Source organism: Nocardia sp. NPDC050412, from assembly GCF_044458825.1.
Lineage (GTDB): Bacteria > Actinomycetota > Actinomycetes > Mycobacteriales > Mycobacteriaceae > Nocardia.
Map to the genome: position 1 here is coordinate 1 of NZ_JBITIJ010000009.1, position 14,587 is coordinate 14,587.

The window sequence follows — 14,587 nt, forward strand, 5'->3', positions numbered from 1 at the left end:
TCCGTTGTCCTCGATGACGAATCCGTACAATTTGCCGCAACAGCTGCAGAACCAGTACGGCGGCCAGAACGGTACGAACCCCTACTCGCAGCTGGGGAACAATGCGGCGACTGCCGCGACTGCGGCTGCTACCAATCCGCAGACCGTGACCAACGCGGTATCCGCCGCTACGGGCACACCGGTATCAGCGAATCCGAACGCGATGGTCGATGCGAAAATCCCCGGCCTCGGAGATGTGAAGCTGCCAGCAGGGCCGATCGCCCAAGCCTTCAACCATGCGATCAACGAACCGAACGTCGCCGACGCGCAGGCCGCATATACGGGCACGTCAGGGCAGGAAATGCATACGGGCACGGGGGGGCAGCAAACCGACACCTGGACGAACATCAGCGAGAGTCAGGTAAAAACCGGGGACGTGGTGCAATTCGAGCACCGGAGCGCGCTGGTTTATGTCGATGGTGAAAATAAACTCTTCGCCATTGTGGGCGGCGGCGCGATACCGCTCAACACCGCGTTTCCACCGGATTCCAGCTTCGGCACCTTCGTGACATTCAAGCATCCCAGCGGCCTCGATGGCATCGGCAATGCCACTCAACAGGCCGCGCTTCCGCCGGTGACCGCCGCGGCGACGGCACCGTCATCTACGCCGCCGGTTACAGCTGCCACGGCCGCGACCTGAGAACCCGATCTCGCGGCGGGAAGGCTCTACTCCGCCGCGAGATTCCGGAGTTCTTCAATCCAGATGTGATAGCGAATGCCCGCTGCCTGGAACATATTCCGGGTAATAAACCGGTCGGCGCGGGCGTGCAGCCGCACATCCAGGGCTGAGGGGCTCAGCCCATGCCTGGACTAAGCCGTCAGGCCTGGGCTGCGGGGGTGACAGCCGGGGGCGCACTCGGATCGCTCGTCACGGATGGAACGGGCGCGGCGGGTGCCTGCGTCCCAGGTGTGGTGACTGCTGGCGCGACCGTGGCCGCCGCGTTGGGGTCGGCAGGTACTGTCGCCGCGGCGGTGGCGCCCTGTGCCCCAGGCGCGGTGGCGCCCTGCGCCGCCTGCTCGGCCTTGGCTTTTTCTTCCTCTTTTTCCCTGCGCTCTTTATCGTTCTCCATCAGCGCCGTGACCACGGGTGTCGCGGCCATGACTCCCATCGGGACCAACATCGCGAGCGTCTGGAAAATCTGCCCGAGTCCGCCGTCGCCGCCACCGGCGCCACCACTACCGCCCGACGAATTGTTACCGGAGGAGCCGTTACCGGAGGAGCCTTTGTCCGAACTGCCACTACCGGAGCCGTCGGCGCCACCCTTTCCGGCCATGTTCTGGTTGTTCTGGTAGACCGCCTCGACCTTCCGGTACACCTGTTCGACCGCGGTGGCGATCTTCTCCATGAGCTTCATTTCCTGCTCGGCCTTATGCTTACCGGTGATCGGCACCTTCAGGTCGGTCTGCAGGGCATGCACGAGTTCCTTGATGGCCGCGAGCGTCTCATCCTTTTTGGCAGCCACTTCGATCGCGGTTTTGGCGACCTCGTTGTCGTACTGCAGTAGTGAGGACTGCCGGGCCTGCACGGCAGACAAGGCCTGCTGGTAGGCGACGGTGGTCTCGCCTTTGCCGAGCGCTTTGTACACCACTGTTCGCAGCAGATCACCGACCTCGGGCGGCGGTTCCGGAACACCACGACCGAGCAGATCCACCGCAGACTGAATTGCGGCCTCCGCCATGGCGACAAATGATTTCAGCGCCGCTGACGCGCCCGCCGGGGGATCCAGTTCGACGGGCCAATAGTGCTTGGCCGTGGTGGGCGGTTTATCGCGGTGATGAGGCCGCTTGTCCTTATCCGGCGGAGGGTTCTTGCCGTCGGGTGAGTTCTGCCCTCCGGGCGGCGGGCCTTGCGGATCGGGTGGCAGCTTCTTGTCGGCACCGGTGGTGTGATCGGCGGTGGCGCTGGGCGCACTCGCCCAGGCGACTGTACCGGTCGCGACCTGGTGGTGCTGGGTCGCAAGCTGACCCAATACGCCAGGGTCGATTTCCGTGCTCCCGTCCGCCATACGCAATCAGATCCTTTCCCGCCACCCGACGTCCACCATTGTCCAGCCTTCCCGCAACTGGGAAGTGGGATCGTTTCCGTTTCTCGGCGCGATTGCCGCATAGTCGTGTGCGACTTCGTAGTTCGAGAAGCTTCTACATTTCGTCGGCGACATGACAGCTGCGTCGATTCGGAAGGCGGTCGATGATGAGCGATGGCGGGTCGGTCCGATGACGCCGCAACTCACACTCGACCTCAACGGGGTCTTGAACTCTTTACTCGGACTTTACGGTTCGGGCCAACCGAGTCCGAGTACGATCGCGACCACCGTATCGTCGGTTGCGGCCCGCACAGACGACGGCCATCGCGGTTCATTGATGGTCGGCTACGGCGACATGCGAGGTATGCATCATTCTGTCGCCGAATCCCACGCTGGCAAGGACAATCTCGTGAACCGGGCGGTCGCCTCGTCCGGTGACGGAACCATGGTCGGCCGCAACATGGTGAACAATCAGATCGCCGATCTGCAGACTCGTCTGCAGGCGATCGCGACAGTCGGCGATACCCGCTTCAGCGGTCCAGCGCTGCTCGATGCCGCCCAGAACACCATCACCAAAGTCACCAAGCAGGTCGACGCCGATGTCTCGGCGGCGCGGCACCAGGCGGCTCAAATCATGCCGCCAGCCGTACCGCAGGTCACGCGGGGCCGCGTAACAGGTGGTGGGAGCCGTCGCCGTCGCCGGAGCCGAGCGCGCACCACGGCGCGCACGGCGGGCCGTGCGACCTCACGATTGCAAGCGATCGCCGGGCGTCCCGTGCCGTCGGACGGAACCACCGGCAGCAAGGCGGTCAGCGCGGCCAGTGCCTGGCTGGGCACGCCGTACATCTGGGGTGGCGGCGGTGCGGGTGGTCCGAGCGGCGGCGGCTTCGACTGTTCCGGACTCACCCAGTATGCCGTCGCACAGGCCACCGACGGTCGAGTCGTATTGCCCCGCACCACTTATGATCAGATCTACTCCGGTGTTCGAATTTCCCCGCACGACGTCCAGCCCGGCGACCTGGTTTTCCCGGCGAGCTCCTTCAGCGCGCGGGGGCCCGAGCATGTCCAACTCGCCGCAGGCAACGGTCTGGTGATCGAGGCGCCGTACTCGGGTTCGACGGTCAAATGGTCGCGCATGTCCAATGACGCCGTTGTTGTGCGAGTGATCTGAAGTCTGGACACAGCACAGCGGCCGATGGCTGCTGAATGCCATCGGCCGCCAGGGGAGCCGTCGGGGATGGGGGGTTCGGCGACTCGCCACGGATGTGGGGAATCCGTTCCGCACGGCGGCCTGTTGCCGGGTTGCGACTCCAGGCCGCCGCTCGAGGTTGTGGGCTGTCAGGATGAGGACCGCCAGCCCACTGTGAACTCTACCGCTAAATAGCGGTGCGATCAATAGTGTGCCGTTAAGTGAGCTGCGACCGGTCGGTCGATTCTTGATCTTCGCAGGGGTAGCGGTCGGCACCTGGGGAAAGAGCCGGGCCGACCGCTGTCATGGCCACCTGAAGGAGTGGGATTGGGAAGCGCCGAGGTGAATGTTACCGTTGAATGACGGCGCTATTTGTAACGGCTCTTTACTTGGGGGTGTGCGTTTTCGCTGCCCACCGGGGCTTCCCAGTGTTGGGAATTGGGTGGCAACGGCGGCCGCCTCGGAATGTCTATCGTTCCCGCAGGCGAGAGTGGCGGAAGGGAAGTCCAGGTGTCAGCGGCCGAGGACGCGTTCTACACAGGTGTTCAATCTTTGGGATTGCTCGCCGGGGGAGTGCGAAACGAACAGCATGCGGTGGCAGCGTTCCGAGCCGCCACCGATCTTGATCCGGATATGTGCGATGCGTGGCTCGGCTGCGCCATGGCCGGTGAAGTCACCTCAGAGGTGATCTACGGTGCCTACCGGTCCGTGCACAATCTCTATCGCGACCAGCAGCGCGCGGGTCTGGTCGACCGCTCGCTGTGGTGCCAGGTCGAGATCGGCATGTACGGACTGCGCGTCGCGATGGCCGATCGCGACCAGATCGCGATCGCGCAGGCGTGTTCGTACGCCGAGGGCGGTGAATGGCAAGAGGCCGCGGCGATTCTCGATCAGGTGCCCAGCGACGATGTGGCCGATTTCGTCCGCATGTCACTGTTCTTCCGAACCAAGCAGTGGCTGGACGTGCTCGGTGCGCGCAGTGCGAAGCCCGTGCTCGAGGACGGATTGCTGGATATCGCGGCCGAACTGATGACCGCCCAATCGCTGGCCCATCTGGGTCGGATGGGCGAGGCGATGCCGCGCGCGCAGCGCATCGCCGAGGATGCCGCCTCGGGCAATCTGTCCTACATCTGGGCGGATGCGCACTTCCTGTTGGGCATGCTGTATCGGCATAACGGCGATCACGAGAACGCCGACCGAATCCTCAAGGGGCTGCAGGGATCCGGCCTGTGGACCGAGCGGGAAGAGTGGCAGCGCGCAGTCAAGGACAAGTCGTATCGGCTCGAGATCACCACGCCGGACCTGCTCGCCTCGCGCACCGACAAATGGGATCCGAAGACCGGCGCGGATCCGGCCGAGGCCGCGGCATCGGCCGCGCGCGAGGAGCGCGAGACACTGCTCGCGGAAGCCTCGGAGCTGCTGCAGTCGCAGATCGGTATGGATTCGGTCAAGGAGCAGGTCGACCGGCTGAAGTCGGGTGTGCTGATGGATCAGGTGCGGGCCAAGCGCGGTCTGGCCGTGGAATCCAAGTCGCAGCATCTGATCTTCTCCGGTCCGCCCGGCACCGGTAAGACCACCATTGCCAGAGTTATCGCGAAAATCTTCGCGGGCCTGGGAGTGGTGGAGAATCCCGAGGTCGTCGAGGTATCGCGCAACGATATGGTCGGCACCCATCTCGGCCACACCGCACCCAAGACCAATGCGCTGATCGATTCGGCGCTCGGTGGCGTGCTGTTCATCGATGAGGCCTACACACTGATTCAGGAGGGCCTCTCCGGCGGCGACGCGTTCGGCAAGGAAGCCGTCGATACGCTGCTGGCGCGGATGGAGAACGATCGCGACAAGCTGGTCGTGGTCATCGCCGGATACGAGGACCAGATCGACCGGTTCCTGGCGTCCAACGACGGTCTCGCCTCGCGCTTCACCAAGCGCATCCGGTTCTCCAGCTACGGCGCCGACGAACTGACGCAGATCGCCGATCATATTGCGCGCAAAAAGGATTCGCTGCTGTCTGAATCGGCGCGGGAGATCCTGCGGGATCGCTGCGAGCAGCTGGCCGGACAAACGAAGAACGGTCGCAGGTTGATCGATCTGGCCGGTAACGGTCGCTTCATCCGCAATGTCGTCGAGGCCGCGGAGGCCGAACGCGACTATCGCTTCACCAAGGAGAATGTGGATGTCGCGGCGATGAGCAATGAGGAATTGATGACCATCGACGCGTTCGACATTACGGCCGCGCTGGCAGGTTTGGCGCCGACGGGCTGAGCCGGTGGCGCGTTTCCGGGTGGTGACCAAACACCAGATATCCGGCTGGCGATTTCTCCTGCGCCGTATCGAACATGCCCTGGTGCGCCGCGATGCCTCGATGGTCGACGACCCGCAGCGCGGGCGGTCCACCGCCCTGTCGATCGGCATCGCGCTCGCCTGTGTGGTGGTGGCGGGTTCGGCCGTGCTGGCATTTTTCAAGCCGGCCAAACAGGTCGGCAACTCGAATATCGTCTCGGAGAAGGACAGTGGCGCATTGTTCGTGCGCCTCAACAACCGGTTGTATCCGGCGCTGAATTTGACTTCGGCGCGGCTGATCGCGGGTACAGCCGAGAATCCGGTGCCGGTCTCCCGCGATGTACTGGCGAAGTATCCGCGCGGACCGTGGGTCGGCATCCCCGGGGCGCCGGGCACCATCGTCGACAGCGGTACTCGGGATTCGTCGTGGGCCATCTGCGATACCGCCTACATCGGTTCGGCCGCGCCGGTGAATCAGTCGACCGGACTGCCCACCACGGCCTCCTCCGCGGTCCGCACGACCGCGATCGGTGGCTCGCTCACCGTCGACGGTGACGCCATCCGCCCGCTCGGTGCCGATGAGGCCCGGCTGGTGCGCAACGGCAACGACACCTGGTTGCTGTACAACGACGGCGAGAAGGGTGTGGTCCGCGCGGCGATCAGCCTCGCCGACTCCGCGGTCACATTGGCACTCGGCATCGACCCGACCGCATCGGTGCCCAACGCGTCCAGCGGACTCATCGATGCGACGCCGGAAGTGCCGCCGGTACGGGTACCGGATGTCCCGGGCGCGGGCGGTTCGACCACATTGAGTTCCGGACTGTCGGTCACGATCGGCTCGGTGTTGAGCATGTCCACGCCGGATCGCGGCGCCTCGTACTACCTGGTGTCCCAATCGGGCTTGGTCCAGGTCAGCGCGGTATTGGCGGCAATTATCCGCAATGCCGACTCGCACGGTATGCCCGCGACCACGGCTGTCGGGCCGGATATCATCACGGCCAATATGCGACCGGGAGCTTGGCCGGGCACGGCCGATTATCCGGCTCGCCCGGTCAAGATCGTAGATGCCACCCGTTTCGGGGTGAGTTGCTACCACTGGTCACGTGACAACGGTGATCCGAATGCCCGTACCGAGTTGCTGGTCGGTCGGCAGCTGCCATTGACGACCGAGGAACAGGTTCGCGTCGTCGATCTGGTGACCGCGCCGAGTTCGGGTGGCGCCACTGCGGATTCGGCCTATCTGCCCGGTAGCAGCGGCCGTTTCGTGCAGGTCACCGGGGCCGATCCCGCCTCACCTCTGCGTGAATCGCTGTATTGGATCTCCGACAGCGGGGTGCGCTACGGCATCGATCCCGGCGACACCGGTAGCCAGACCTTGTCCGCACTGGGTCTGCGCAGCCCGGTGCCCGCGCCGTGGAGCATCGTCTCGCTGTTCGCGGTCGGTCCGGTGCTGTCGCAGAAGGATGCCCGCGTTCAGCACGACGGGATTCCCACCGACAAATCGGCCACCGGCCTGAGAACGGGCGGTACATCATGACGACCACGCGTCGCTTCGTGCGCCCGGCGCGCGCCGTCCGCGGTCCCAAGGCGCCCGCGGTAACCGAGTTGCGCTTGCAGCCACCCACCGAACTGCCCAAACCGGTGCCCCCGTCCCGAATCAAAATGATCATGCCCGTGGTGATGGTCGCGGGTATGGGCGGAATGATGGTGATGATGTTCCGCAATGGCGGGCAGATGTCACCGATGATGATGATGTTCCCGGTCATGATGCTGGTGTCGATGTTCGGCATGATGGGCGGATCGATGGCGGGCGGTGGCGGCGGCAACGCGGCCTCGCTCAATGAGGAGCGCAAGGATTATCTGCGCTCGATCGCCGATAACCGCAAGACCGTCCATGCCGCGGAATCGGAGCTCTTCACCTTCCTGCGCTACACCCATCCCGGCCCCGCGGAGATCTCCCGATTGGTCGGCGGCACCCGGATGTGGGAGGTGCAGGTCGCGAGTCCACAGTTCCTGCGGGTACGGGTGGGGCGGGGCCGGATCGCCAACCAGGTGCGCGTGATCGTGCCGGAGGCGGCGCCCACCGCGGATCTGGATCCGGTGGGCGTTGTCGAGGTAACCCGGTTCGCCAAGGCCTATTCGACCGTCGGCGGTATGCCGGTCGCGATCAACCTGCTGTCGGCGCCACAGGTCGGATTCGACGGTGACGAGGGTGCGGTGGCGGCGCTGGTGCGCGCGATGATCGCCGAGATCGCGGTTTTGCACGGACCCGACCAGGTGGCGATTGCGGCGGTGCTGTCGGACCCGGACGGACCGGAGTGGTCCTGGCTGAAGTGGTTGCCGCACACACAGCATCCCAGTGAGACCGACGCCATCGGATCGAGCCGGATGGTGTACCGGTCCATATCGGAATTGCGCACAAAGGTTCTCGCCGGTCTGAATCGCGGTCCGTTCTCCGCCAACTCACAACCCACACTCGACCGCACGCACTACATCTTGATCGTGGATGTGGGCGGGGCGGCCAATGAGCGCGATATCTCCGGTGTCGACGGCTGCACCTGGCTGCGGCTCGGCGCGGCCGAACAGACGCTGCCGCGGGCGCTGAAATTCATGGTGAGCGAGAACCGGGACCTGCACGAGGTGACCGCGCGTGGTCCGCGCCGGGTCGGGACGTCCGATGCCATGTCGGTACCCGCGGCAACCGCGTTGGCGCGCAATCTTTCTCCGCACCGCCTGTCGACCGTGGTGGAGGCGGTGGCCGCCGAACAGGCCAGCGGCGGTACCTCCTGGGAGGATATGGTCGGCATTCTGGACCCGGGCAATATTTCGGTCGAATTGCACTGGCCGCGCAGGCGCGACAGCGATCGGGCGCGGCTCAATATTCCGTTCGGCCACGATCCGACCAGTCAACTCGTCTTCCTCGATATCAAGGAATCGGCCGAGGAGGGCATGGGCCCGCACGGCATGTGCATCGGCGCCACCGGCTCCGGAAAGTCGGAATTCCTTCGCACACTGGTGCTTTCGGCAGTCGCGACGCATTCGCCGGATGTGCTGAACATGCTGTTGGTCGACTTCAAGGGTGGTGCGACCTTCCTCGGCTTCGACCGGCTGCACCACGTCACCGCCGTGGTCACCAATATGGAAGAGGAAGCCGATCTCGTCACCCGTATGGAAGACGTGATCAATGGCGAAATGGCCCGGCGGCAGCGGATTCTGCGCGATGCGGGCAACTTCGCCAGCGTCGCCGATTACGAACGGGCCCGCGAACAGGGCGCACAACTACCGCCGCTACCGACCCTGCTCATCATCCTGGACGAATTCGCCGAACTTCTCGAACAGCATCCGAATTTCTCCAAGCTGTTCGTGGCCATCGGTCGACTGGGTCGGTCGCTGCGCATCCACTTGCTGCTCGCCTCGCAGAAAGTGCCCGCCAACCGGATGGGTGAGCTCGAGGCCCATCTGTCCTACCGAATCGCGTTGCGTACCAACCAGACCGCTGATTCCCGTGATGCCATCGGTACCGCCGATGCCTACCACTTGCCGAAGAAGCCGGGCTCGGGTTATCTGCGGGTCGGTTCGGGTGATCTGCAGCGGTTCCAGGCCGCGTATGTGGGTTCCAGCTACAACGCGCCCGCCCAGGCCACCGCGGCCAGCGCGCAGCGTGCGCGCCGAATCGGCGGCGGATACCGGCCGCCGCAGCGGTTCACCGCCACCCAGATCGTCAATGTCCGGTCGGAGCCGGTTGTCGCACCCGACCCGGTCGCGCCCGATGTGGACACCGACGGCGAACCTGTCACGCTGATGGAGACCGTGCTGCAGCAGTTGGGAGGTCATGGTCGTCCGGCGCACAAGATGTGGCTGCCGCCGCTCGGTGTGCCGCCCACCTTGGACCGGCTGGTCCGGTCTGTCACCCCGGGTGCGCTGCAGATGGCTGTGGCAATCGTGGATAAGCCGCGCCAGCAGCGTCAAGACGTGTGGTCGGTGGATCTGTCCGGAGCGGGTGGGCATATGGCCGTCGTCGGTGGCCCGCAGTCGGGCAAGTCGACCGCACTGCAGACCTTGGTGATGTCCGCGGCGCTGACCCACACTCCGGAACAGGTCCAGTTCTACTGCCTCGACTTCTCCGGTGGCCTGACCGCCATGCGCAATGTGCCGCATGTCGGATCCGTCGCCTCGGCACGCGACGGTGATCGGATCCGGCGCACCTTCGCACTGATCACCAATCTTCTCGCGAGCCGGCAGGCGCTGTTCTCCGAACTCGGTATCGAGTCGATGCGCGAGTTCCGGCGTCGGCGCGGGGTACCGCGCGAGTCAGCGGAACTCACGGCCTACGGTGACGAACATGGCGACGTCTTCTTCGTCATCGACGGGTGGGATATCGGCTTCTCCGTCAACGGTCCGTACTACGACGAATATGTGCCGGTCATGGAGTCGATCGCGCTGCAGGGTCTGAACTACGGCGTGCACCTGGTGGTCAGCAGTTCGCGCTGGGCCGCCATCCGCCCGAACATCAAGGATCTGCTGCAAACGCGTCTGGAGCTGCGCCTCGGTGACCTCACCGACACCGTCTTTTCCCAACATCGCGGGGTGGTCTCGGCGATTCCGGCGGATCGTCCCGGTCGCTGCCTTTCCAGTGATGGACTGCATATGCTCACCGCGCTGCCACGCATCGACGGTGTCGGCGACGCCGAGTCGGCGCCCGCCGGTGTTGCGGGTGCGATCGAAGAGCTCACCCGCCGGTACCAGGGGCGCCGGGCACCCGAGGTCAAACTGCTGCCCGATCGGATCACCCTGGCCGAGATCCGCGCGAATCGGCCGGAGCCGACCACCCTGGCGCAGCGGCTGGTTGTGCCGTTCGGTGTGCGGGAATCCGATTTGCGCCCGGCCGCCATCGATTTCGGTGCCTCGACGCATATGGTCGTGCTGGGCTCGTCGGGCTGTGGCAAGTCAACGGTGATCGCGGCGTTGCTGGAGTCGATCCGGACGCAATTCACCAAGGACCAGGCCCGAGTACTGCTGGTGGACTACCGCCGCCAGCACATGGAGGCAATCCCGGATGAACAACTGGTCGGGTATCTGACCAGCGAGCGCGATCTGAAGGACGGGCTGCCTCCCTTCGCCGCGAAGATGCGCGAACGCCGTCCACCTGATGGGGTGACCCCACAGCAGCTGCGCGAACGCTCGTGGTGGAGTGGACCCGAGATCTTCGTGGTCGTAGACGATTACCACATGGTGGCGCCACGCGGTTCGATGAACCCGTTGGACGCGCTGCGCGACCTCATCGTCGACGGCCGCGATACCGGTTTCCATCTCATCGCGGCGCGCAATATCGCCCAGGCCGACATGGCGCTGTACGACAACGTGCTCGGACAGGTGAAGAATCTCAACAGCTCCGGACTGATCATGGATGGTTCAAAGTTGGATGGCATGCTCATCGGTGACGTAAAGCCGAGCAAGCAGCCCGTCGGTCGCGGGATCTTCGTCGAGCCGTTGCACTCTCGCAAGGATCTCGTGCAGGCCGCGTGGACCCCACAGCAGGAATGATCCCTGGTCAAGGCCTTTTCGGTGCGCATTCCCATAGTTGGGAATGCCTTAGCGTTCTTGGTGTATCGACTCGCGAAGAGTCGGCACCTCTCGTTAGGAGACTTCCATGAACCTGGATGTTGTTCCGGACTATCTCCCGGTTATCGCCTCGCAGCTCGGTGTCAGTGCCACCGATCTGATGCAGATGCTCGGTTCGGTCGCGACGGTGGCAGTCCCGTTTCCGCCGGGATTGGACGATGTGAGCGCATGCATTCCCACCGCATTCGGTCGGCAGGCAGAGCTGGTATTCCCTTGCACCGCAAACGGAGTCGTACACGGGGTGAACGGTGCGGAGGCGCTACCCGAAGTGGGTGTCTCGTACGCGGTTACGGATGTGGGTGGCGGCGCCGAGGTCATCAGTAACACCGTGATAGTCGGCAAGTAATCGAGGATAGCCCGAGCGAAAGCATGATGATATGCTCGTGCCTTTTTTCATCGCGCAAACACCCGAGGAAATAATTGCGCGACTACTCGGCGGTCCCGGGATCACGGGAACGCTGCTGACGTCGGCGGGCTATCAGGCCATGGCCTTGCAGTTGCATGCTGCTGCTGCGGCCACCGAGGGCTCGATGACCCAAATGAGCGGATCGTGGCAAGGGCTGTCGGCGGAGAAGGCGCAGCTGGCATTTCGCAACCATGCGATGTGGTTGCGTGAGCAGGCCCTCGTGGCCGAGCAAACCGGTCTGTTGGCCGACCAGGTGGCAAGTATCTACTCCGGCGCGGCGACCGCCATGGCGGGGGTAGCCGCGTGGCTGGCCGAGTTCCGGTTGAAGGAGGCCGCCTTGGTGGCCACGACCGCCATGGGGGCGCCGACCGGTCCATTGCTGATCGCCCAGGAGATGGAGTATTTCGCGATCAAAGCGGCTGCTACGGGTGTGATGGTCAGCTATGCCGGAGCGTTGCTTCCCACGCTCGCGGCGCTTCCGCCGCCGATCGAGGCGCCCCCCATCGTGACCGGCGGCGATCCGGGCATGCAAATGGACTACACCTCATACGACAACCCGACGACCTACGGCGGGACCGAACACAGCACTACCGGAACAACCGAAACGACGACGACCCACACCCCATCGGATACCGGAGGTCCGAACGACACCGGCGGCGGTGACAACGAGACCGGTGGATCCGATAACGGCGGCTCGGGCGGCAACGATTCGCCGACCGATCCCACCCCGACGGATCCGACGAACTCGGCAACACCCACCGATCCCGAACAGCTGGCGCCGCAGGCGGATCCCGGTGCGCTGAGCGGTGATTCGGGCGCGAACGGCCTCGACTACGGTTCGGCGGACCAGATGGAACTCGTCGGCACATCGCAGTATTCGACGACGCTCGCGGGGTTGAACGGCGGGGTCGGTAGCCTCGTCGCACTCAATATGTTGCGCGGCGGCGTCGGATCGATGCCGGGCGCTTCGACTGGATTCCGGATGCCTTCGAACTGGAATCTGGGTGCGAGTCGGGTCTTCGGTGCGACGCCTGCGCAGACGGGGCCAGGTCCGATGGGGCCGCGCAGCGGGCCACCGCGGGGTGCGGTAGCGCCCAAGTCCCGGATGCGGCGTCGTCGCGACGACGAGAAAAGGGGGTCGAAGGTTTTCGTGCCCGGCGAACCTCAGGAAGTGCCGGTACTCGAAAAGGCTCCGGTCATCGGCGTTATCGAGTACGCGGACGGTAGTGGACGCGACGAGCCCGTGCTCGAACCGGTCCTGGCAGTCGGCGTCATCGAGCGAGTCGAAGACGAAGCCGTACTCGCCTCGGCAGAACGTCCCCGGTGAAGCACACCGCGGTCGAATATCCAGTTGATGGAGAGGAATAACAATGGCCATTACGGACGTCGATCCCACTGTGGTCCGGACAACCGCGGACAACACATACATCGGTATGGGCGAACTCGAAACGCATCTCTCGAGGATGTCGTCCGCCCAGGACGAGTTGTACGTCGCGGTCAAGGGAAATACCGGTGACGCGGTCTACCACACGATGGGCGAGGCACACCAGCAGGGAAAGAAGCTTGCCAAAGACCTGCAGGCCATCATCGATGTGATGAACAAGAACGGTATTACTTTCAATGAGGCCGACATGGACGAAGCCCAAAGGGTTTTGGCACAGATGGGTGGCGACGGAGTCAACTCCGCCGACGGAACCCAGTGGGTCGGTGACAGTGCTGCCCATAGTGCGGCCGGCAAGCTCAATCTGAACGGTATCTGACGGTTTCGAACCGCGGAATCTTAATTAGAAAGGATTAATCCCGTGACCAAGCCAATTCACCTCAATCACGCTACCGCCGAGGCCGCCATCAATGACGTCTCGGCACTTGTCGGCGCGATGATGGAAAACACCGCGCGACTGCGTGGGCTCCAGAAGGGATTGGAGGCCGTACTGCAGGGCGCCATGGGCGACTCCTACCACACGACGATGAACAACTACAACGCCGACCTGGACGCCTACGACAACCAGGTCAAGAAGTTGAACACCGCCGTGCACGCAGCCACCTCGCAGATCCAGCACACCGATATTCAAGCGGGGAACAGGTTCGCGGCACTCGGCAGGTCGTAACGATTGCACGATCCCCGTCCGTGCTGTCGAACCGTTCGCGGCGCGGCCGGGCTGTTTCCGATTACTCGACATTCGGTGAAGGTGTGGAAGACGATCCAATCGCAATCGACCTGAATGTCGATGCCGCCCTGCTGCTTCAGCGGCTGGTCGGCATCGACTCCTATCCGCCGGTATTGGCGCTGCTGCCGAATATCTATCGGCCCGAGGACCGGGACCGGGTAGACGCCGTTGTCGTCGAACAGCTCACCGAGGTGGGCGTGCTCGAGGACGGCGTGGTCAACCCGGTCGTCGAGCATTGGCTGCGGTGTCTTTACCGGCCGGATGTGGAATTGGTTGCCCGGATCCTGGATGCCGGCTGGGATGACGAATCGCAGGCAATGCTGCGGTTGTCGCTGGTGCGCGCGGGCGAGACGCATGTGCTCGCGGTGCGCTCCGACGACCATGTGGTCATCCAGTCGGTATTCCAGCCGGATCGCCAGCTGGGCACGCTGACCGCGGCGATCGGCGCCGCGCTCGGTCCGATGCCTGCCGTGCGGTTCGAGCCGGTGACCGCGACCGCCGAACAATTCGGGGAGGTGCCCGACGACCAGGACGAACGGCGGCGTGCCCTGGTGGAACTCGGTGCCGAACCGCATACCGCCGGAGTGCTGAGCCGAGTAATGGATGAGGTGGTAAGGCGGGCCGAGGTGGTGGTGATCGAGCACCACGACGGCCGTGAGGCGCAGCCCGGATTCTGTGTGAGCGTGCTGGACGCCCCTTCGGGGCGGATCATTGTGACTCCGAGCGTTGCGATGGACGGGCAGCTGTGGTCGACATACGCACCCGGCGACGACGCGGCATTGCATGCGGGCGTAGGGGCACTGGTCGATCTTTTACCCAGCCGCAGCTGGTTCGAAACCAGCCGCGCCGACTGAAT

General features: G+C 64.3%; 11 protein-coding genes. 10 read left to right on the plus strand and 1 reads right to left on the minus strand.

Going from position 1 to position 14,587, the window contains the following annotated elements; translation table 11 throughout:
• Positions 1-679, plus strand: a 679-nt coding sequence (locus tag ACIBI6_RS24615) for a hypothetical protein (protein WP_396958019.1), incomplete at its 5' end; no start/stop codon positions are given.
• Between the two features lie 178 nt (positions 680-857).
• On the opposite strand, the gene ACIBI6_RS24620 is transcribed toward ACIBI6_RS24615, so the two are convergent.
• The gene (locus tag ACIBI6_RS24620) at positions 858-2,045 is read right to left on the minus strand and encodes a hypothetical protein (RefSeq protein ID WP_396958020.1); all 1,188 of its coding nucleotides are present in this window, start codon (positions 2,043-2,045) and stop codon (positions 858-860) included.
• 427 nt (positions 2,046-2,472) lie between these two features.
• Between ACIBI6_RS24620 and ACIBI6_RS24625 the strand changes: the two genes are divergently transcribed.
• From ACIBI6_RS24625 to ACIBI6_RS24665, 9 genes are all read left to right on the plus strand, one after another.
• A complete protein-coding gene (locus tag ACIBI6_RS24625) occupies positions 2,473-3,234 on the plus strand; it encodes a C40 family peptidase (protein ID WP_396958021.1) in 762 nt (253 codons plus the stop codon).
• Between the two features lie 528 nt (positions 3,235-3,762).
• Positions 3,763-5,517: a type VII secretion AAA-ATPase EccA gene (gene eccA, locus ACIBI6_RS24630; protein ID WP_364357231.1), complete on the plus strand. Its 1,755-nt coding sequence runs from the start codon at positions 3,763-3,765 to the stop codon at positions 5,515-5,517.
• Between the two features lie 4 nt (positions 5,518-5,521).
• A complete protein-coding gene (eccB, locus tag ACIBI6_RS24635) occupies positions 5,522-7,072 on the plus strand; it encodes a type VII secretion protein EccB (RefSeq protein WP_364357228.1) in 1,551 nt (516 codons plus the stop codon).
• Positions 7,069-11,079, plus strand: coding sequence for a type VII secretion protein EccCa (gene eccCa / locus ACIBI6_RS24640; protein WP_396958022.1), 4,011 nt, complete (start codon positions 7,069-7,071; stop codon positions 11,077-11,079). The genes eccB and eccCa overlap by 4 nt, the downstream gene beginning before the upstream one ends.
• 106 nt (positions 11,080-11,185) lie before the next feature.
• A complete protein-coding gene (locus ACIBI6_RS24645) occupies positions 11,186-11,503 on the plus strand; it encodes a hypothetical protein (RefSeq protein ID WP_396958023.1) in 318 nt (105 codons plus the stop codon).
• Between the two features lie 31 nt (positions 11,504-11,534).
• Positions 11,535-12,890 carry a PPE domain-containing protein gene (locus tag ACIBI6_RS24650; protein WP_396958024.1) on the plus strand — a complete coding sequence of 452 codons (1,356 nt, stop codon included), beginning with the start codon at positions 11,535-11,537 and terminating at the stop codon, positions 12,888-12,890.
• A 43-nt stretch (positions 12,891-12,933) separates the two neighbouring features.
• Entirely contained in the window at positions 12,934-13,323 is a 390-nt protein-coding gene (locus ACIBI6_RS24655; protein ID WP_396958025.1) for a WXG100 family type VII secretion target, read from the plus strand.
• Positions 13,324-13,365: 42 nt separating this feature from the next.
• Positions 13,366-13,671 (plus strand): hypothetical protein, encoded by a 306-nt coding sequence (locus ACIBI6_RS24660; RefSeq protein ID WP_396958026.1) that lies wholly within the window; start codon positions 13,366-13,368, stop codon positions 13,669-13,671.
• 83 nt (positions 13,672-13,754) lie between these two features.
• Positions 13,755-14,585: an ESX secretion-associated protein EspG gene (locus ACIBI6_RS24665; protein ID WP_396958027.1), complete on the plus strand. Its 831-nt coding sequence runs from the start codon at positions 13,755-13,757 to the stop codon at positions 14,583-14,585.
• Positions 14,586-14,587: the final 2 nt, after the last annotated feature.

Coding starts and splice junctions, on each gene's coding strand:
- eccCa (WP_396958022.1), top strand. CDS start 7,069: ATGACGACCACGCGTCGCTTCGTGCGCCCGGCGCGCGCCGTCCGCGGT.
- ACIBI6_RS24650 (WP_396958024.1), top strand. CDS start 11,535: ATGCTCGTGCCTTTTTTCATCGCGCAAACACCCGAGGAAATAATTGCG.
- ACIBI6_RS24655 (WP_396958025.1), top strand. CDS start 12,934: ATGGCCATTACGGACGTCGATCCCACTGTGGTCCGGACAACCGCGGAC.
- ACIBI6_RS24620 (WP_396958020.1), bottom strand. CDS start 2,045: ATGGCGGACGGGAGCACGGAAATCGACCCTGGCGTATTGGGTCAGCTT.
- ACIBI6_RS24645 (WP_396958023.1), top strand. CDS start 11,186: ATGAACCTGGATGTTGTTCCGGACTATCTCCCGGTTATCGCCTCGCAG.